The organism is Streptomyces sp. 3-6, assembly GCF_056323165.1.
This window is the reverse complement of the sequence record NZ_JBWHZP010000010.1, coordinates 45,606-63,749: the sequence shown is the minus strand read 5'-3', so window position 1 is coordinate 63,749 and position 18,144 is coordinate 45,606. Positions and strand designations below refer to the sequence as shown.

Here is an 18,144-nt window from a genome sequence, read left to right as displayed (position 1 = left end):
GGTTGTTGATGGCCCGGTTCGACCTTCCCCTCGACGGACTGCGCGAGTACCGCGGGTCCACCACGGAGCCCGGGGACTTCGACGCCTTCTGGTCCAAGACGCTCGCGGAGGCGCGCGCGCACGACCTGGACGTCCGCTTCGAGGCGGTCGACACGGAGCTGGCCACGGTGCGGGTGTTCGACGTGACCTTCGCCGGGTTCGGCGGGCACCCGGTCAAGGGCTGGCTGACGCTGCCCGCCGGGGCCACCCGGCCGCTGCCGCTGGTGGTGGAGTTCATCGGCTACGGCGGGGGCCGCGGTCTGCCGCACGAGCACCTGCTGTGGGCGTCCACCGGCCGGGCCCACTTCGTGATGGACACCCGGGGCCAGGGCAGCGGCTGGGGGCCCGCGGAGGGCACCGCCGACCCGGTGGGCAGCGGTCCCGCCTACCCCGGGTTCATGACCCGCGGCCTCGACGACCCCGCGCGGTACTACTACCGCCGGGTGTTCACCGACGCCGTGCGCGCGGTGGAGGCGGCCCGCGCGCACCCGCTGACGGACGCGGACCGCACCGTGGTCGTGGGCTCCAGCCAGGGCGGCGGGCTGGCGCTGGCGGTGGGCGGTCTGGTGCCGGACCTGGCGGGCGTGGCGCCGGACGTGCCGTTCCTGTGCGACTTCCCGCGCGCGGTGACGCTGACCGACCGGCCCCCGTACCGGGAGATCGGGCTGTTCCTCAAGGGGCTTCCGGGGCGGACCGACGACGCGCTGCGCACCCTGGCGTACTTCGACGGGGTGCACTTCGCGGCCCGAGGGCGGGCGCCGGCGCTGTTCGCGGTGGCCCTGGAGGACCAGACGTGCCCGCCCTCGACCGTCTTCGCGGCCTTCAACTCCTGGGCGCACGCGGAGAAGTCGATCGAGGTGTACGAGTTCAACGACCACGAGGGCGGCGGCCCGTTCCACGAGGCGGTCAAGCTGCGCTGGATGCGCGCGTACGCCTGACGGCGGACGGTGGGTGGGCGCCGCCCGGGGGTGGTGTGCCGTGCCCGTGCCCCGGCGGCGGGCGCGTGGTTTCCGCCGCCGGGGCACGCCCCTCCTCGCGCCCCCCTCCTCGCGCCCCCTCCTCGCGGTCGCTCACTCCCGGTCTCCTCCTGACAGCCCCTCCTCACGACCCCGTCCCTGACAGCCCCCTTCCTCACGGTCCGACCAGTCGGTATGTTCTGGGCTGCGCCGGGCCGCTTCGTCGGAGCCCGGACGTCACGACGGCCACGGAGGGCCCATGTCCGAGCACGAGGTTCTGGTTCACGGTCACTGCGAACCGCGCTTCGCCGCGGTACGGGAGGCGTTCGAGGAGAACTTCCGGGCGCGGGGCGAGCTGGGCGCCGCGGTGACCGTGACGGTGGACGGCCGGACGGTGGTGGACCTGTGGGGCGGGTGGGCGGACGCGGCCCGCACACGGCCCTGGGAGCGGGACACCGTGGTCAACGTGTGGTCGACGACGAAGGGTCCGGTGGCCCTGTGCGCGCACCTGCTGGCCGACCGGGGGCTGCTCGACCTCGACGCCCCGGTGGCCGCGTACTGGCCGGAGTTCGCGGCCGCGGGCAAGGAGGGCGTCCTGGTCCGCCATCTGCTGTCGCACCGGGCCGGCCTGGCGGGGCTGCGCGAGCCGCACACGCTGGAGCAGCTCTACGACTGGGACCTGACCACGCGCCGGCTCGCCGCGACGGAGCCCTGGTGGGAACCCGGCACCCGGTCCGGCTACCACGCGCTGACGTACGGTCACCTGGTCGGCGAGGTGGTGCGCCGGGTGTCGGGGCTGCTGCCCGGCGCCTTCCTGGAGCGGGAGGTGGCCGGCCCCCTCGGCATCGACTTCACCGTGGGCCGCCCGGAGAAGGACGCCGGCCGGATCGCCGAACTGGTGCAGGATCCGGCCGCGCCGGGCGGGGAGCGGGCCGCGCCGGCGCCGGTCGCGGTCGCCGCGCTGGCGAACCCCCTCGCGGGCGCGGCCACCGCCAACACCCCCGCGTGGCGGGCCGCGGAGATACCGGCCGCCAACGGGCACGGCACCGCCCGGGCCGTGGCCGACCTGTACGGCGTGCTGATGGGGCGCGATCCGCGCGAGGGCCGCCGGCTGCTGTCGGCCGGGGCGGCGGAACGGGTGCGCGAGGGGCAGGGCCGCTGCCGGGACCTGGTGCTCGGCGCGGGCTTCGAACGGGACACCGAGATCGGGCTGGGTCTCTGGCTCAGCGGACCCCACGCCTCCTACGGTCCCAACCCGCGGGCTTTCGGACACGACGGCTTCGGCGGCTCGTGCGGCCTCGCGGACCCGGAGGCCGGCGTGTCGATGGGCTACGTGATGAACCGGATGGGGCCCCACATCGCCGACGACCCCCGCAAGACGGCCCTGATCGACGCGGTCCACGGGGCCCTCTGAGGCGAGCGGCGCCCGGTGCGGTTTCGGCCGAAGTAGAGGATCGCTCTTCCCTGCTGGTTTAGACCAATGGTAGATGTGATGGCGCACCGAGCCCGAGCGCATACGGAACGTCATCATCAGGAGGCGCGGCATGACCCGCACCACCCCCCAGGACCCCGCGTCGGCCGACGGCGAACCCCTGTACCGGCGGATCGCGACGGAACTGCTCGGCGAGCTGCACGCCGGGACCATCCCGCCCGGCGAGCGGCTGCCGGGCGAGCGCCGGCTGGCCGGGCACTTCGGCGTCAGCCGGGAGACCGTACGGCAGGCGCTGGAGGTGCTGCGCCGTGACGGTCTGGTCGCCACGGACCGGCGGGGCAGCCACGCCACCCTGCCCGGTCTGCCGGTGGAGACGCCCGCCTCCCTCACCTTCCCGGTGGGCTCGCGGTCCGCCGGACGGGGGGGCGGTGACCCGGGCGACGATCGCCTGGGAGCATCCGCCGCCCGGCCACGCGGAGGCCCTGGACCTGGCGCCCGCCCGGCCGACCCTGGTGCACCGCTACTGGTCGGCGTCGGCGGACGAGCGGGAGCAGCGGACCGCGGTGACATCGTTTTCCGCGACGGCGCTCGCCGAGGTGCCGGAGCTGGCCCGCTACCGCGGGCGGGCCGACGGCACGGCCGCCGCCGAGCTGCGGCGCGCCTACGACTGGCTGCGCCGGGCCGGGCTCACCCTGCACCACCGCGACACGATCTCCCGGATCGCGGGCGCGCCGTCGGTGCGGGTCACCCGGCGGGTGCACGACCAGTACGCGCGGCCGTTGGAGATCACCGAACTGGTCGTCGACAGCCAGCAGGACGCCCTGGTCTACGAGTTCACGCTGCCGGCCGCCGTGTGACGTGGGCCGGACGTCGGGGCCGCGACGGCTCGGACGCGACCGGAGACGACTGGACGCGACCGAAGACGACCGGAGACGACCGGACGCGCCCCGAGCGCGGCCGGGGGGGGCGCACCCCCGAGGTAACGCGTCCGAGCGTCGTGGCACGGGCGTCACGCCTCCCGGCACTCGTCGCGACTCCCCGGGGTCACATCCCCCGGGGGACCACGGCCCCCGGGTCACGCCTCCCGGCGCACACCGACGACCAGGCGGACTCGCGGGCTGCCGTCGGGCCGGCGGCCGAACTCGGGGAGCGGCTGGAACTCCACCCGGAATCCCGCCTCCTCCAGGGCCCGCACGAGGTCGCCGAAGCGCAGGGCCCGGTAGTACATGACGAACGGCGGGCGCCACAGGGCGTTGCGCACCCGCATCACCGTGTCGAAGCCGAGCAGCACGGCGTGGGCGGGCGTGCCGGGCCGGGGCGGCGCGACGACGGGGAGGGCGAACCGGCCTCCCGGCCGCAGCACCGAGTGCACCTGCGCGAACAGCCCGGGCACCTCGTGCGGCAGGAAGTGGCCGAGGGCTCCGAAGCTCACCACGAGGTCGAAGACCCGGCGGAACGGCAGGGCCCGGGCGTCGGCGCGCACCCAGTCCACCGGCGGCCCGCCGGGACGGGTCCGCTCGCGCGCCACGGTGAGCATGCCGGCGCTGAAGTCGACGGCGGTGACGCGTCCGCGGCACAGCCCGGCCAGCACCTCCACGCCGGCGCCGGTGCCGCAGCACAGGTCGAGCCCGTGGTCGAAGGGTCCGGACCGGCGCAGCGCCGAGGCGGTGGCGTGCAGCAGCCGGTCGGGGGTGCGGAAGGGGGTGTGGTCGAACTTCGGGGCCAGGAGGTCGTAGCCGTGCTCCACGGACGAGAGCGCCTGGACGGCGAGTTCGCGCAACCGGGGGCCTTCGGGGCTGAACATCGGCTCAGCCTAGTACCCCGGCACGTCCCGGCGACGCGTCCCGACGGTTCCCCGGTGCCGGGCCGCCGACGGGGCCCGCGGGGCCTCACCGGAGGGCCGCGCCCGGGGCCGGGGGGTCCGCGCCCGGGGCCGGGTTCCGCGCGTGCGGCTCACCCGGCCCCGTGCCCTGGCCCCGGACTTCCGCCACGCCCCGCCGGAGTCAGGCGGGAGACGCGGTCCCGGCCCGTTCCCGGGCCCGTCGCTGCAGCAGCTTCTTGTCGGGCTTGCCGGCGTCCGTGAGCGGGAGCGAGTCCGCGAAGTCGATGCGGGCCGGTTCATACAGGGGGCCGCGCCGTTCCCGGACCATGGCCCGCAGGTCCCCGGCCCGCACCCCGGCCCCCGGCACGGTGACCACGGTGGCGTGCACCCGCTCCACGTGGTCCGCGTCCCGCACGCCGTAGACGGCACTCTGCGACACCTCCGGGTGGGAGTTGAGGAGATCCTCCAGTTCGGTGGTGTAGACGTGTCCGCCGACCACGACGATCATGTCCTTGATCCGGTCGACGACGGTGAGGTAGCCCTCCTCGTCCAGGCGGCCGAGGTCGCCGGTGTGCACCCATCCCTCCCGCAGCACCTGGGAGGTCAGCTCGGGCTGCTTCCAGTAGCCGCGCATGACGCCCGGGGAGCGGACACAGATCTCGCCCTGCTCCCCCGCCGGGAGGTCCCGGCCGTCCGCGTCGCGCACGGCCACCTCGACCCCGGGCAGCACGCGGCCCGCCGAACGCATCCGTTCGGGGCGCGTGAGGTCGTGGTCCCGCGCCGTCAGGACACTGATCCCGCCCGTCTCGTTCTGGCCGTAGACCTGGACGAGCACGGGCCCCAGGCGCCGTACGGCGCTCGCGAGTCGGGCGGGGGACGCCTGGCAGCCGCTGTAGGTCACCGTGGTCAGGCTGCTGAGGTCGCGGCGGCGGGCGTCGGGGTGGTCCAGGAGCTGGTAGAGCAGCGGAGGCAGCAGGAACAGGCAGGTGACGCGCTCGCGTTCGATCGCGGCGAGCACCTCGCCCGCGTCGAACCCGTCCTGCAGCACCACGCTCCCGCCCGCCCGGAGCACGCCGTCGGCCATCATGCCCCCGGCGTGCGCGAGGGTCGTGCACACGAGCTGCCGCAGCGCCCCGTCGGCGCCCCGGCGCTCGGGGGTCATCACCCGGCTGATCCGCGCCGCCTGGTCGAAGGCGGAGACGATGCCCTTGGGGCGGCCCGTGGTGCCTCCGGTGTGCCGGATGACGCAGATGTCCTCGGGGCGGCACCGGGCGGGGAACGCGCTGTCGGGCTGCCCGTCCGCCAGCGCCAGAAAATCCTGCCCTCCGGTGCGGCCCGGGTCTCCCAGCACGAGAAGGTGCCGTACCGGTGCCGCGTCGGTGATCTCCTTGGCGCGGCCGGTGAGCCGCGGGTCGACGATCAGCACCCGGGTCTCCACGTCCCGGACGATCGCCGCCTGCAGGGCGGCCGAGATCCCGCTGTAGAGGTGGTTGACCTTGCAGCCCGCGAGATGGGCCGCGTACCGGGCGGCGAGCGTCTGAGGCAGGTTGCCGCTCAGCAGCGTCACGGTCGCGCCCCGCTCGACGCCCAGGGCCACGAGGGCGTGGGCCATGCGGTCCACCAGCGCCGCGAACTCCCCGGCCGAAAGCCGTCGTTCGCCGTGCACGGCCAGTTCGCGGCCCGGGTCGAGCCGCAGCGTCTCCAGGGTGTCCTCGACGAAGGTGCGCGGGCCTCGGCGGTCACCCCGCGTACCAGCCGGCTCCGCGGCGCGGCCCGCGCCGCCGTCGTCGACCGGCTCGCGCCCGGCCGACCTGCCGCCCGGTCCCGGCCGGACGGGCTCCGCCGGCGGCACGCACGGCCCGGACGGCCCGGTGGCCTCCGGTGGGCCCGTGCGCGGCCGGGGGGCCGGGGCCGGGCCGTGCACGACGGTCGGGGTCCCCCCGGGCGGGGGTGTTTCGCGGGACACGGACGCTCCGTTCTGCGGCGGGGGCGGTCACCCGTCCAACGAGGGCGGCCGTGATCCGTCACCCGGACGCGGAGGCCCGGCCGGGGCCGGCGTCGACCGGGTTCCTGCCCGCGGTCCCGGGCGGTGCCGTGGCCGGCTCCTCGCGGGCGCGGTCGGCCAGGATCGTCAGGACGCGCTCGCACCAGCGCAGGTTCTGCTCCTCGAAGCCGATGCCGCCGAGCAGGGTGAGGTACGGGCCCAGCCGGTCGGCTTCCCGGAGGTACTCCTCCTCGGTGCGGCCGTCCAGGAGGCGTTCGCGCACCCGGGTGTAGCGGGCCAGTTTGCCCAGGGCCCAGTCCCTGCGCTCCTCGACGAGGGCGCGGGTCGCCTCCGGCGGGACCCCGTCCATGGCCTGGATCTTGATCAGCAGCTCGTCGCGGACGGCCGTCGGACGCCGGGGCGGCGTCGCGGCGAAGCCGTCCAGTTCGGCGCGGCCCGCCTCGGTGAGGGAGAACATCCGCTTGTCCGGGCGGCGTTCCTGCCGGACCACCCGGGCCGCGATGAGTCCGTCCCCGGCGAGCCGTTCGAGCTCCCGGTAGAGCTGCTGGGGCGTGGAGGCCCAGAAGTTGGCGAACGAGACGTCGAAGAGCTTGGACAGTTCGTAGCCCGACGCCTCGCCCTCCAGGAGCGCGGCCAGCACGGCGTACCTGAGCGACATGTGGACAGGGTAGCGGCGGGTGATTATTCTCCTCCACACCTATTCAACAAGTTGACCATGAGGGAGGCCCGATGCGCGCGTTCCGCGAGGCGGTCGAGGCGCACGACCTGGATGCCGCCGTGGCCCTGCTGGCCGAGGACGTCGTCTTCACCAGCCCGGTGGTGTTCAAGCCGTACGCGGGCCGGGCGATCACCGCCGCGATCCTGCGCGCGGTGGCGGACGTCTTCGAGGACTTCCGTTACGTGCGCGCGATCGACGACGCCGGGGGCCGCGACCACGCCCTCGTCTTCACCGCACGGGTCGGCGACCGGGTCGTCGAGGGCTGCGACTTCCTGCACGTCGACGACGACGGGCTGATCGACTCGTTCACGGTGATGGTCCGCCCGCTGTCGGGCGCGCAGGCACTGGCGGCGGCCATGGGGGCGCGGTTCGAGCAGATCGCCCGGGAGGCGGGGCAGGCGGCCGACCCGGCCTGAGGCCCGACGGACCCCCCGGACGGCCCGGTCGCGCCCGGCACTCCCTCCCCCGGTACTCCCGGCCGCCCCCGAACGTTCCCGGTGGTGCCTTCGGCTGCCCGCGGGGAGAAGTGGCGTGCGGCATCCGGGTGCTCGGGCCCCTCGCCCGGCCCGGGCAGCGCGGTGCGGCTCCGGTCCGTTTCTACGTTGGCGGAATGACGATCGGATTTGCTTCGCGGGCCGTCGCCGCCGGATGCGCCCTCTGCACGGCCGGCCTGCTGGCGGCCGGGCCGGCCGCCGCGACCGCCCGTCCGGGCGTGGGCACGGACCCGCGACCGCCGGACGGCCGGGCCACTGCCGCAGCCGCTCCGGCGGCGCTGCTGTACCGGAGCGGCACCCAGGTCCGTCCCCGCGCCGGGGCCCCCGAGGTCCCGGACCTGTCCGCCCGGTCGTGGCTGGTGGCCGACGCCGGCACCGGAGCGGTGCTCGCCGGGCACGACGCGCACCGCAAACTTCCCCCGGCCAGCACCCTCAAGGCCCTGTTCGCGCTCACCCTGCTGCCCACCCTGCCGGGCGGGCTGCGCCACACGGTCAGCCCGAAGGAGCTGAAGGGGATCGGGGCCGGCAGCAGTCTGGTCGGGGTGGCCGAGGACCGCGCCTACCGGGTCTCCGATCTGTGGAACGGCGTGTTCCTCAGCTCCGGCAACGACGCCGTGCACGTCCTGTCCGCCCTCAACGGGGGACGGCGGGCGACGGTGGCCCGCATGCAGGCCAAGGCGCGCGCCCTGGGGGCCCGCGACACCCGGGTGAAGTCGCCCGACGGGTACGACGCGCCCGGCCAGGTGTCCTCGGCCTTCGACCTGGCGGTGTTCGGCCGGGCGGGGCTGCGCAACCCCGACTTCGCCCGGTACTGCGCCCGTGCCGAGGCCCGCTTCCCCGGCCGGGACGGAGGGTCGTACGGCATCCTGAACACCAACCGCCTGCTCACCGGCGCGGACGGCGTGCGGCCCTACCGGGGACTGGTCGGGATCAAGAACGGCTACACCACGCACGCCGGCCACACGCTGATCGCCGCGGCCCGGCGGAACGGGCGCACGCTGGTGGTGTCGGTGATGAACCCCCGCTCGGGCGACCGGCACGCCGTGTACGAGGAGGCGCGCTCCCTGCTCGACTGGGGGTTCGAGGCGGCCGGGCGGGTCGACCCGGTCGGTTCGCTCGACGCGGGGCGGGCCACCGCGAGCGCCACCGAGCCCGCCGCGGCGGCGGGCCCCCAGGCCCGTCCCGTCGGCGCCGCCGCGGCCGGGCGGGGCGGCGGCACCTCCGGACGTCCGGTGGCCTGGACCGTCGCCGGTGCCGCGCTGCTCGGGGCGGCGGCCGTGGCGCTGGTGCTGCGCCTGCTGTTCGGCCCGGCCCCGCGCGACTGAGCCGACGCCCGGACCCCGGCGACGGGCGCCCCACCACGGAACACCGGGACGGGGTGGGGCGTCGGAGGCCGACCGGCCGTGAAGAGGAGCCCGGGCCGGGGGCTCGCCCGGCTCAGAAGACCGACAGGCCGGTCAGGGTGGTGAAACGGTCCAGGGCGGCCACGCCCGCCACCGAGTTGCCGTGCTCGTCCAGGCCCGGGCTCCACACGCACAGGGTGCAGCGGCCCGGCACGACGGCGATGATCCCGCCGCCCACCCCGCTCTTGCCCGGCAGGCCCACCCGGTAGGCGAAGTCCCCGGCCGCGTCGTAGGTCCCGCAGGTCAGCATCACGGCGTTGACCTGCTTGGCCTCGCTGCGGCTGAGCAGGCGGGTGCCGTCGGCGCGCAGACCGTGCCGGGCCAGGAAGGAGGTGGCCGACGCCAGGTCCGCGCAGGAGGCGGCGACGGAGCACTGCCGGAAGTACTGGTCGAGCAGGACCGGCACCGGGTTGTCGATGTTGCCGTAGGACGCCATGAAGTGGGCGAGGGCGGCGTTGCGGTTGCCGTGGGCGTCCTCGGAGGCGGCGATCTCCAGGTCGAAGTCCAGACCGGGGTTGCCGCTCTCGGTGCGCAGCAGGGCGAGGAGTTCCCCGGCCGCGTCGCCGGTCCGGGTGTGCAGCCGGTCGGTGACGACGAGGGCGCCCGCGTTGATGAACGGATTGCGCGGGATGCCGTCCTCGTACTCCAGCTGCACCAGCGAGTTGAAGGGGTTGCCGGACGGCTCGCGGCCGACGTGCTCCCAGAGGACGTCGCCCTCCCGGGCCAGCACCAGCGCCAGGGTGAAGACCTTGGTGATCGACTGGGCCGAGAAGGGCTCCCGCCAGTCCCCCACCCCGTACACCGTGCCGTCCAGTTCGGCGACGGCCATGCCGAAGCGACGCGGGTCGCGGGCCGCGAGGGCCGGGATGTAACCGGCGGGAGCGCCCCGGCCGGGTGTGCGCTCGATCTCCTCGGCGATGCGCTCCAGCACCGGCAGGAAGGTCATGGACGTCGTCATGATCCCCATTGTGCGCGCTCCCCCGCCCGCCGCCGCCGGGGCCTGACCGGCGGGATGGGCGGGCGGAAAGCAGCGGCTCCCGCGAGCGCTGGTGAGCGGACTCCGGGGCATGGTCCGCCGGCAGGGCCTACGCCCACAGGAGGCGGGCCAGTGCGGCACCCGCGAGGGCGGCGCCCGTGCCGGTCACGACGCTCGCCGTGACATTGACGGCCGCGAGCAGCCGGGCGCCGGACTCGGCCAGCCGGAACGTCTCGTGGGAGAAGGTCGAGTACGTGGTGAGGGCCCCGCAGAGGCCGGTGCCGAGCAGCAGCCCGAGCCGGGGGCCGGCGGCGCCCGCCGCGATCGCGCCGGTGAGCAGGCCGAGGACCAGGCAGCCGGCGACGTTGACCAGGAACGTCCCCCAGGGGAACGCCGTGTCGTGCCGGGAGCGCACCGCGTGGTCGGTGAGGTGCCGCAGGACGGCGCCGGCCGCCCCGCCCAGCACGACGAGCAGCCAGGTCACGGGCCACCCCCGCCGGTGGGCTCCGGCGCCCCGGGGAGGAGGCCGGGGGCGGGTAGCCGCAGGACGCGGCGGGTCGCCGCGGTGGCCGTCCACACGGCGGCCAGCGCGGCGACCGGGGTGCCCGCGAGGAGCACGAGCGCGAGGCCCGCGCGCCCCGAGTCGATCAGGCGCACGCCGTCCACGGCGTACGTGGAGAAGGTGGTGAAGCCGCCGAGGAACCCGGTACCGAGGAACGGCCGGACGAGCGGGTGGACGGCGTGGGCCTCGGTGACCGCCACCATGAGCACCCCGATCAGGGCGCAGCCGAGGACGTTGACCGCGAGGGTGGTCCACGGGAAGCCGTCCGGCGCGACGGACCGGCCCGGCGTGGCCGCGTGGCGTGCGGCGGCACCCGCCGCTCCGCCGAGGGCGACGACGGCCAGGACCGGGAAGCCGGGGAACGGCACGGCCCGGACGGGGCGTGGGCGGGGCGGGGGTGTCACCGGGACGCGTCTCCTCCTCGCGGGCGGCCCGGGCGTCGTCCGGGTGCGGTCATGAGCAGGGACCGTCGGCGGCGGTGCGCGGTTCGGGACGGCGGGCCCCACCGCCGTGCCGTGGGCGGGCCACGGCGGCCTCAGCCTAACGCGGCGGACCGGACGGACGAACGGGCGGGCGGGCGGACGGGCGGCCGGGCGGCCGGGCAGGCGGGCGGACAGCCGGAGCACCGGCGCCGACGGCGTGCGTCGCGACTGCCGGCCTGCCCGTCACGCGGCCGGGCAGGACGGCCGGGCGGACCGTCGGCCCTCATGGCAGGTCCCACGTGGCGGCCGACCGGGGCAGCACGGTGGCCCAGGACGGCCCGAGCACGATGGCGGCGGCCGGCCGGGGCACAGCCGCGAGCCGGCGGACAGGCTGAGCACAGTCGCGGAAAACGTCCGCGCCCTGCGCGCGGGGCGCTACCAGCCCTTCTCCACCAGGCGCGCCACCTCGGCGATGCGCACCTCGTCCCGCCGGTAGCGGGGTGGGCCGCCGGCGCGGTCGACGTGCAGCAGCCCGAGCGCGGCGAGGAGTCCGAGGTGGGTGCGGGCGACCGGGCCGGGCATCCGGAAACGGGCCGCGACGGCGTCCGCGGTGGCGCCCCTCTCGGCGAGTGCGGGGTGCTTGAGCCACATCAGGATGTGCAGCCGTGTCCCGTCGACGGGTGTCCTCAGCATGTCGTCCACCTCCACCGCGGGAGCCGCTCCGCGGGCTCCTCCACTGTCGCGCAGTCCGGGTCCCGCTGTCCCGGGCTCGGGCGCGCCGGACGGGTCGACGGCCTGGTGGAGTACCCAAGTTGGCCGATGCGGCCCTCTTGGCGGCGGTCGGCGGCGCCAGGAACCGGACGACCTCCCCGGCGACACGGCACGCGGTGCGGGGCGGGGCGGGGCACGCGGTGCACCGCCCCGTCGCCGGGGAGCGGTCCCCTGGCCACCGGGGCGGACGGTGCCTCAGGGGCGGGCGAGCAGGGTGCGGACGCCTTCGGAGGTGAGCGTGAGGCGGTGCTCGGAACTGCCGTCGATCGTGAGGGACAGTTCCTCGGCCGGCCACTGCGCGGCGAGCGCTCCGAGCGGCACCAGGCGGTAGCGGGAGACGAAGGGCAGCAGCCCGGCCATCTCCAGCTCCGAGGTGAACACCGGGACCACCTGGGTGCCGCCGGGTTCCTCCAGCACCGGCAGGGCCACGGCACCGGGGTCGGCCGCCTCCTCGTCGCCCGCGTCGTCGGGGACCGGGATCAGGACCTCACTGTCCGCCAGAGCGTCCAGCGCGGCGGTGTCCTCGGTGTCGTGCGCGAGCGCGTCCAGGGCGCGCTGGGCGGGCGTGGGGGCGTTGTTCTCGTGCGCGGGTGTTTCCATGACAGATCCCTGCTGGCGGAGGTGCGTGCGACTCGCCCGGATCAAGATCGTTTCCGGGCGCGGGTGCTGCACGCGTACCCGGTCCGCGACGGCGCAACCCTGCAGAACCGACCCCCTGCCGCTCCCCTGAAACGCATGGCTATCATATGAGCGCCGTCTAGCTCGAAAGATGATCCTGTGACTGTCAACGAAGACTCGTTCACCGCCTGGCAACACCGCGAGGAGATCGCGGAGTCGATGATCCCGATCATCGGGAAGCTGCACCGCGAGCGGGACGTCACCGTCCTGCTGCACAGCCGCTCTCTGGTGAACAAGTCGGTGGTCAGCATCCTCAAGACCCACCGCTTCGCCCGGCAGATCGCCGGTGAGGAACTCTCCGTCACCGAGACGCTGCCTTTCCTGCAGGCCCTGACCGGGCTCGACCTCGGCCCGTCCCAGATCGACATCGGCATGCTGGCCGCGACGTACCGGACCGACGACCGCGGCCTGTCGGTGGCCGAGTTCACCGCGGAGGCGGTGGCGGGCGCGACCGGCGCCAACAAGATCGACCGCCGTGAGCCCCGCGACGTGGTCCTCTACGGCTTCGGCCGCATCGGCCGGCTGCTCGCCCGGCTGCTGATCGAGAAGTCCGGCTCCGGCAACGGCCTGATGCTGCGCGCCATCGTCGTCCGCCAGGGCGGTGAGCAGGACCTCGTCAAGCGGGCCTCGCTGCTGCGCCGCGACTCGGTGCACGGGCAGTTCCAGGGCACCATCACCGTGGACGAGGCGAACAGCACGATCGTCGCCAACGGCAACAGCATCAAGGTGATCTACGCGAACGACCCCTCACAGGTCGACTACACGGCGTACGGCATCAAGAACGCGATCCTGATCGACAACACCGGGAAGTGGCGCGACCGCGAGGGCCTCTCGCAGCACCTGCGCCCCGGCGTCGACAAGGTCGTCCTGACCGCGCCCGGCAAGGGCGACGTGCCCAACATCGTGCACGGGGTCAACCACGACACCCTCAAGCCGGACGAGCGGATCCTGTCCTGCGCCTCCTGCACGACCAACGCGATCGTGCCGCCGCTGAAGGCGATGGCCGACGAGTACGGCGTGCTGAGCGGACACGTGGAGACCGTCCACTCCTTCACCAACGACCAGAACCTGCTGGACAACTACCACAAGTCCGACCGCCGCGGCCGTTCCGCGCCGATGAACATGGTGATCACCGAGACCGGCGCCGCCTCGGCCGTCGCCAAGGCGCTGCCGGACCTCAAGGCGCGCATCACCGGCAGCTCCATCCGCGTCCCGGTGCCCGACGTCTCCATCGCCATCCTGAACCTGCGCCTGGGCCGGGCGACGAACCGTCAGGAGGTCCTCGACCACCTGCGGAACGTGTCGCTGACCTCGCCGCTGAAGCGCCAGATCGACTTCATCAGCGCTCCCGACGCGGTCTCCAGCGACTTCATCGGCTCGCGCCACGCGTCCATCGTCGACGCCGGCGCCCTGAAGGTGGAGGGCGACAACGCGATCCTCTACCTCTGGTACGACAACGAGTTCGGCTACTCCTGCCAGGTCGTCCGGGTCGTCCAGCACGTCTCGGGCGTGGAGTACCCGACCTACCCGGCACCGGCGGTCTGACCGGACCGGCGGAACCTCCCGCCGGTCCCACCGGTACGCCCCCGGGTGCGGGACCGTGACCCCCGGGCCACGGTCCTGCCCGGGGGCGGCCCCGCGTCCGGTACCGGGTGATCGTCACCGGTCCGGACGGAATCGCTCCGCCCGGCTCGGTGACGGTACGCGAACCCCTGGGTCCAGATCGGTAACGATCACCCGGTAACGCTTGCCGAGCGCGAAACACTTCCTACGCTGCGTGCATGTCCCTCTTCAGCAGTCGCACCAGCAGACGTCCCCGTATCGTTCCCGCCCTCGACGACGCCGACCTGGCCCGCGGTCTGAAGCAGTTGAGCAAGCGGGGGGTCGGTGGGGGCCGGGCCCCGGAGGTGTCGGTGGTCGCCACGCTGCTGCGGGAGGCGGGCGACGACTGGGACCGCCGCAGCCACCGCGCGTCCGTGCTGGCGGAGGCGGTGGCCGGGACCGAGCTGGCCGCGGCCTGGCTGGACCGCGAGCCGGACAGCGCCGACGCGCTGGTGTTCCACTCCTGGGTCGGCCTGGCGCGCGGCCTGCGGGACCGGCGGGTGGAGGACGCCGCCCAACTGGTGCACCAGTGCCACCGGGCGGCCGAGATCGACCCCGCCGACCCGACGCCCTGGGTGGTCCTGCTGGGCCTGGCCCGGGTCGAGCGGTACGCGCAGAACGACGTCAACGCGATCTGGCGGGAGGCCACCGCCCGTGACCGCTGGCACCGTGAGGCGTACGTGCAGATGCTCGCCTACCTCTCGCCGGAGGAGGGCGGTTCGAGCGCGTCCGTGCTGGACTTCATCGACGTGGTGCGCACCCGCATCCCGGCCAACGCGCCCTGCGCGGCGATAGAGATCACGGCCGCCGTCCGCCAGTACCAGGGGCTGCTGGCGCAGGGCGGCGTACGGGCCATGACCGCGGGCCAGTTGTGGGACGGCGGGCAGATCGCGGCCGCCGTCGACCAGGCCGCCGGACTGTGGGCGAAGCCCGGGTTTTTCCAGCACGCGGCGGCACTGGCCGACCTGAACGTGCTGGCGTACGCGCTGTGCGCGGCCGGGCGGGCCGCCGACGCGCACCACGTCTTCCAGGTGCTCCAGGGCACCGTCACCCCGTGGCCCTGGGACGTCGACGGCCCCGCGGTGCAGCGGTTCGAGCAGCACCAGGCCAAGGCGGAGCGGGGGCGGCAGGGAGGCATCGGGGGGAACTGACGCCCCCGGCCGCCCCGCCCTCAGTGCCGGTCGAAGACCGCCCCGACGGCCTCGCGCAGCGCCGCCTCCGGGTCGGTGACCGGCTCCTCGGAGCGCCAGGCGACGAACCCGTCGGGGCGCACCAGGACGGCGCCGCCGGCGGTGATGCCGTGCGCCGCCGCCCAGTCGGCGCCGTCCGCCGGCCGGAGGTCGGTGTCCGGTCCGTCGCCCACCCGGTACGAGGTGAGCGGCACGGACAGCCGCCGCGCCACCCGGTCCGCCGCCGCGTGCCAGGGACAGTCGGAGCCCGCGGCGCTCAGCAGGACGGGCGTGCGCTCGTACAGGTCCAGCGTGGACAGGCGCGCGCCGTCCCGCTCCAGCCACAGGTGCGGGGCGCGGCTGCCGGGCTCACCGGTCAGCCGGACCCCGTCGGGCACGACGGGCGTGGCGGGGTCGGCGCCGAGGACCGCGCCCCGGGGGTAGCGGTAGGCCAGGGCGACGTTGAGGATGCCGCCCTTGCGTCCGCCGGGCCCGCCCGCCTGTTCGGCGGGGGTGTAGCCGGGGTGGCTGTGCTCGACCGAGCGTGACGAGGCGCGGGCGCTGGTGGCCTCGGCGACCGGCCGGCGTTCGGCGTCGTAGGAGTCCAGCAGCCCCGGCCCGGCCCAGCCGCCGAGCACCGCGGCCAGCTTCCAGGCGAGGTTGTGGGCGTCCTGGATGCCGGTGTTGGAGCCGAAGGCCCCCGTGGGGGACATCTCGTGGGCGGAGTCGCCGGCCAGGAACACCCGGCCGTCGGCGTACCGTTCGGCGACCCGCTCGGCGGCGTGCCAGGCGGCGCGGGCGGTGATGGTGACGTCCAGGTCGGGTACGCCGACGGCCCGCCGGATGTGGGCGGTGCACCGCTCGTCGGTGAACTCCTCCAGCGTCTCGCCGTGTTCGGGGTGCCAGGGGGCGTGGAAGACCCAGCGCTCGCGGTTGTCCACCGGCAGCAGGGCCCCGTCGCCGCCCTCACCGGTCAGGTAGCAGACGATGAACCGCTGGTCGCCCACCACGTCGGCGAGGTCGCGGGAGGTGAAGGTGATGCTGACGTTGTGGAACAGGTCGCCGGGGCCGTTGTGGGCGATGCCGAGCCGTTCGCGGACGGGGCTGCGCGGGCCGTCGGCGGCGACGAGGTAGTCCGCCCTGATGGTGGTGTGCTCGCCGGTGTCCCGGCTCTTGACCCGGGCGGTGACCCCATCGGCGTCCTGGTCGAAGGACATCAGCTCGGTGTGGAAGCGCAGGTCGCCGCCGAGTTCGCGGGCCGCTTCCACCAGCACCGGCTCGACGTCGTTCTGGCTGCACAGGCACCAGCCGGTGGGGCTGAAGCGGGCCAGGCCGCCGCCGGGGTCGATCTCGCGGAACAGCCACTGCCCCGCGTCGCTCGTGAGGCTCGGCGTCTGCAGGATGCCGTGGTTGTCCGCCAGCACCGTCGCGGCCCGCTTGATCCGCTCCTCGACGCCCGCGATCCGGAACAGCTCCATGGTGCGGACGTTGTTGCCGCGCCCGCGCGGGTGCACGGACGTGCCGGCGTGGCGTTCGACCAGCGTGTGGGGGACACCGAGGCGTCCGAGGAACAGGGACGTGGACAGGCCCACGAGCGAGCCGCCGACGATGAGGACGGGCGTGCGGTGCCCGACCTCGCCGGCCTCTTCGATTCGGTTCATGACAGAGCGCCTCCAGCATCGCCCGCGCGGGGCTGCGGAACGGGACGCCCCTTACATGCCCGGCGGGGAGAGCCGCGCGTCGCCGCGGCACCCGGTTGGCGCGGGGTTCACCCGGGTGCACCGTGTCGCTCGCGCCCGGTGGAGGCCGCGTCGACCATCGAGGCAAGGCGACCCCGGCCCCCTCGGACAGGCGGTCGTTCCTGACCCTCGAGTAGAACTTCCGCGAAGAAGAGGAGAGGTGTGCCGGATGACCACGTCGGGACGCATATCGCAGTCCGCCTTCGACGGCTCCAGGCTGCGGGTGATCCTGCTGCTCGACCTGTACGAGGGAGCGCAGCAGCAGTTCCTCGACGCGTACGAGCACATGCGGAGCAAGGTCGCCTCCGTGCCCGGTCACATCAGTGACCAGCTCTGCCAGTCCATCGAGAACCCCTCGCAGTGGCTCATCACCAGCGAGTGGGAGAGCGCCCCGCCGTTCCTCGCCTGGGTGAACAGCGAGGAGCACGTCGAGACCGTCCGGCCGATGCACAGCTGCGTCCGCGACACCCGCTCGATGCGCTACACCGTGCTGCGCGAGACCCACCGCGAGCAGCCGTCGGACGCGGGAACGGCGGCCGGTCTGCAGACCGCCGCCCGGGCGGGCGAGGGAGTGGCCCGCCACGCCCTGACGTTCACCGTGAAGCCGGGCTCCGAGTCGAAGGTCGCCGAACTCCTGGCCGGGTACGAGTCCCCCGAGGCCCGGGTCGACGAGACCACCCGGCTGCGCCGCACCTCCCTGTTCATGCACGGCAACCGGGTCGTCCGGGCCGTGGAGGTGGAGGGCGACCTGCTGGCCGCGCTGCGGCACGTGGCGAAGCAGCCCGGGGTGCGGGCGGTCGAGCAGGCCCTGGACCCGTACCTGGAGCAGGAACGGGACCTCACCGACCCCGACTCCGCCCGGGTGTTCTTCACCCGCGCCGCGCTGCCGGCCGTGCACCACGTGGTGTCCGGCGGACCGGAACCGGCGGGGCTGCGGCGGCACATGCTGTTCTACCCGGCCGTCACCGGCCGCGGCACGGACCTCGCCCGCTTCCTCGCCCACCAGGACGAGGCCGCGGCCGACGACCCGTCGGGCCCGGTGTACGCGAGCACCGTCTTCCAGCGCGACGACATCGTGGTCCGCCTGATCGACGTCACCGGCGACCTCGACCTCGACCCGCACGCCGCCCTCGGCATCAAGGGCGCCGGCAAGGCCGCCGAGCTGGAGCGGCTGCTGGACGGCGCCGCGATCGGCGTCGAGGGCTCCCTGGACTCGGAGCGCACCCTCAACCGGCTCCTGTCGCACGCCGACATGATGCCGGTCACCGACCGCAGCGCGGCGGCTTCCTGACGGTCAACCGCGGCGACGCCGGGCCGTCGACGCCCCGGCGTCCCCGCCCCAACCGGAGGTACCCA

General features: G+C 74.8%; 16 protein-coding genes and 1 pseudogene. 8 read left to right on the top strand and 9 right to left on the bottom strand.

The annotated features are described in order from the left end of the window. Nucleotides 1–8 precede the first annotated feature (8 nt). The 3 genes and pseudogenes from AC02VZ_RS15165 to AC02VZ_RS15155 all read left to right on the top strand — a co-directional run bounded on the left by AC02VZ_RS15165 (nucleotide 9) and on the right by AC02VZ_RS15155 (nucleotide 3,284). Nucleotides 9–977, top strand: a complete 969-nt coding sequence (locus tag AC02VZ_RS15165; protein ID WP_432055666.1) for an acetylxylan esterase — start codon at nucleotides 9–11, stop codon at nucleotides 975–977. A gap of 277 nt (nucleotides 978–1,254) precedes the next feature. Continuing rightward, a complete protein-coding gene (locus AC02VZ_RS15160) occupies nucleotides 1,255–2,409 on the top strand; it encodes a serine hydrolase domain-containing protein (RefSeq protein WP_432055667.1) in 1,155 nt (384 codons plus the stop codon). 130 nt (nucleotides 2,410–2,539) lie between these two features. Beyond that, nucleotides 2,540–3,284 (top strand): annotated as a pseudogene (locus AC02VZ_RS15155) (GntR family transcriptional regulator). A gap of 218 nt (nucleotides 3,285–3,502) precedes the next feature. Here the strand turns inward: AC02VZ_RS15155 and AC02VZ_RS15150 are convergent. The 3 genes from AC02VZ_RS15150 to AC02VZ_RS15140 all read right to left on the bottom strand — a co-directional run bounded on the left by AC02VZ_RS15150 (nucleotide 3,503) and on the right by AC02VZ_RS15140 (nucleotide 6,912). Then, nucleotides 3,503–4,231 carry a class I SAM-dependent methyltransferase gene (locus AC02VZ_RS15150; protein ID WP_432055668.1) on the bottom strand — a complete coding sequence of 243 codons (729 nt, stop codon included), beginning with the start codon at nucleotides 4,229–4,231 and terminating at the stop codon, nucleotides 3,503–3,505. Nucleotides 4,232–4,430: 199 nt separating this feature from the next. After that, nucleotides 4,431–5,954 (bottom strand): AMP-binding protein, encoded by a 1,524-nt coding sequence (locus AC02VZ_RS15145; protein WP_476475658.1) that lies wholly within the window; start codon nucleotides 5,952–5,954, stop codon nucleotides 4,431–4,433. A 319-nt stretch (nucleotides 5,955–6,273) separates the two neighbouring features. Further along, on the bottom strand, nucleotides 6,274–6,912 hold the full coding sequence (locus tag AC02VZ_RS15140) for a PadR family transcriptional regulator (RefSeq protein WP_476475593.1): 639 nt from the start codon (nucleotides 6,910–6,912) through the stop codon (nucleotides 6,274–6,276). Nucleotides 6,913–6,983: 71 nt separating this feature from the next. Here AC02VZ_RS15140 and AC02VZ_RS15135 point away from each other — a divergent pair, with 71 nt between their 5' ends. Both AC02VZ_RS15135 and AC02VZ_RS15130 read left to right on the top strand, forming a co-directional pair. Next, a complete protein-coding gene (locus AC02VZ_RS15135; RefSeq protein WP_432055670.1) occupies nucleotides 6,984–7,388 on the top strand; it encodes a nuclear transport factor 2 family protein in 405 nt (134 codons plus the stop codon). A gap of 194 nt (nucleotides 7,389–7,582) precedes the next feature. After that, nucleotides 7,583–8,791, top strand: coding sequence for a D-alanyl-D-alanine carboxypeptidase family protein (locus tag AC02VZ_RS15130; RefSeq protein WP_432055671.1), 1,209 nt, complete (start codon nucleotides 7,583–7,585; stop codon nucleotides 8,789–8,791). Between the two features lie 112 nt (nucleotides 8,792–8,903). Here the strand turns inward: AC02VZ_RS15130 and AC02VZ_RS15125 are convergent, their stop codons facing one another. The 5 genes from AC02VZ_RS15125 to AC02VZ_RS15105 all read right to left on the bottom strand — a co-directional run bounded on the left by AC02VZ_RS15125 (nucleotide 8,904) and on the right by AC02VZ_RS15105 (nucleotide 12,200). After that, a complete protein-coding gene (locus tag AC02VZ_RS15125) occupies nucleotides 8,904–9,836 on the bottom strand; it encodes a glutaminase (protein WP_476475592.1) in 933 nt (310 codons plus the stop codon). 118 nt (nucleotides 9,837–9,954) lie between these two features. Further along, the gene (gene crcB / locus AC02VZ_RS15120) at nucleotides 9,955–10,329 is read right to left on the bottom strand and encodes a fluoride efflux transporter CrcB (RefSeq protein WP_476475591.1); all 375 of its coding nucleotides are present in this window, start codon (nucleotides 10,327–10,329) and stop codon (nucleotides 9,955–9,957) included. Next, on the bottom strand, nucleotides 10,326–10,811 hold the full coding sequence (gene crcB, locus AC02VZ_RS15115) for a fluoride efflux transporter CrcB (RefSeq protein WP_476475590.1): 486 nt from the start codon (nucleotides 10,809–10,811) through the stop codon (nucleotides 10,326–10,328). Before crcB (AC02VZ_RS15115) ends, crcB (AC02VZ_RS15120) begins: the two co-directional genes overlap by 4 nt. Before the next feature lie 453 nt (nucleotides 10,812–11,264). Continuing rightward, complete coding sequence (locus AC02VZ_RS15110; protein WP_476475589.1) at nucleotides 11,265–11,522, bottom strand: ArsR family transcriptional regulator; 258 nt, start codon at nucleotides 11,520–11,522, stop codon at nucleotides 11,265–11,267. Nucleotides 11,523–11,795: 273 nt separating this feature from the next. Beyond that, nucleotides 11,796–12,200, bottom strand: a complete 405-nt coding sequence (locus tag AC02VZ_RS15105; protein ID WP_432055676.1) for an SseB family protein — start codon at nucleotides 12,198–12,200, stop codon at nucleotides 11,796–11,798. Between the two features lie 177 nt (nucleotides 12,201–12,377). On the opposite strand from AC02VZ_RS15105, the gene AC02VZ_RS15100 reads away from it, so the two are divergent. Together AC02VZ_RS15100 and AC02VZ_RS15095 are read left to right on the top strand one after the other, a co-directional pair. Further along, a complete protein-coding gene (locus AC02VZ_RS15100; protein WP_432055677.1) occupies nucleotides 12,378–13,823 on the top strand; it encodes a glyceraldehyde-3-phosphate dehydrogenase in 1,446 nt (481 codons plus the stop codon). 236 nt (nucleotides 13,824–14,059) lie between these two features. After that, nucleotides 14,060–15,031, top strand: a complete 972-nt coding sequence (locus AC02VZ_RS15095; RefSeq protein WP_432055678.1) for a tetratricopeptide repeat protein — start codon at nucleotides 14,060–14,062, stop codon at nucleotides 15,029–15,031. Nucleotides 15,032–15,051: 20 nt separating this feature from the next. Here the strand turns inward: AC02VZ_RS15095 and AC02VZ_RS15090 are convergent, their stop codons facing one another. Continuing rightward, nucleotides 15,052–16,710, bottom strand: coding sequence for an FAD-dependent oxidoreductase (locus AC02VZ_RS15090; protein ID WP_432055679.1), 1,659 nt, complete (start codon nucleotides 16,708–16,710; stop codon nucleotides 15,052–15,054). A gap of 247 nt (nucleotides 16,711–16,957) precedes the next feature. On the opposite strand from AC02VZ_RS15090, the gene AC02VZ_RS15085 reads away from it, so the two are divergent. Next, entirely contained in the window at nucleotides 16,958–18,079 is a 1,122-nt protein-coding gene (locus tag AC02VZ_RS15085) for a SchA/CurD-like domain-containing protein (RefSeq protein ID WP_476475588.1), read from the top strand. The last annotated feature ends 65 nt before the right edge of the window (nucleotides 18,080–18,144 follow it).

Excerpts from the sequence above, each read along its gene's own strand:
- AC02VZ_RS15165 (WP_432055666.1), top strand. The coding sequence starts at position 9 with ATGGCCCGGTTCGACCTTCCCCTCGACGGACTGCGCGAGTACCGCGGG.
- AC02VZ_RS15160 (WP_432055667.1), top strand. The coding sequence starts at position 1,255 with ATGTCCGAGCACGAGGTTCTGGTTCACGGTCACTGCGAACCGCGCTTC.
- AC02VZ_RS15150 (WP_432055668.1), bottom strand. The coding sequence starts at position 4,231 with ATGTTCAGCCCCGAAGGCCCCCGGTTGCGCGAACTCGCCGTCCAGGCG.
- AC02VZ_RS15140 (WP_476475593.1), bottom strand. The coding sequence starts at position 6,912 with ATGTCGCTCAGGTACGCCGTGCTGGCCGCGCTCCTGGAGGGCGAGGCG.
- AC02VZ_RS15135 (WP_432055670.1), top strand. The coding sequence starts at position 6,984 with ATGCGCGCGTTCCGCGAGGCGGTCGAGGCGCACGACCTGGATGCCGCC.
- AC02VZ_RS15130 (WP_432055671.1), top strand. The coding sequence starts at position 7,583 with ATGACGATCGGATTTGCTTCGCGGGCCGTCGCCGCCGGATGCGCCCTC.
- AC02VZ_RS15125 (WP_476475592.1), bottom strand. The coding sequence starts at position 9,836 with ATGGGGATCATGACGACGTCCATGACCTTCCTGCCGGTGCTGGAGCGC.
- AC02VZ_RS15110 (WP_476475589.1), bottom strand. The coding sequence starts at position 11,522 with ATGCTGAGGACACCCGTCGACGGGACACGGCTGCACATCCTGATGTGG.
- AC02VZ_RS15105 (WP_432055676.1), bottom strand. The coding sequence starts at position 12,200 with ATGGAAACACCCGCGCACGAGAACAACGCCCCCACGCCCGCCCAGCGC.
- AC02VZ_RS15095 (WP_432055678.1), top strand. The coding sequence starts at position 14,060 with ATGTCCCTCTTCAGCAGTCGCACCAGCAGACGTCCCCGTATCGTTCCC.
- AC02VZ_RS15090 (WP_432055679.1), bottom strand. The coding sequence starts at position 16,710 with ATGAACCGAATCGAAGAGGCCGGCGAGGTCGGGCACCGCACGCCCGTC.
- AC02VZ_RS15085 (WP_476475588.1), top strand. The coding sequence starts at position 16,958 with ATGACCACGTCGGGACGCATATCGCAGTCCGCCTTCGACGGCTCCAGG.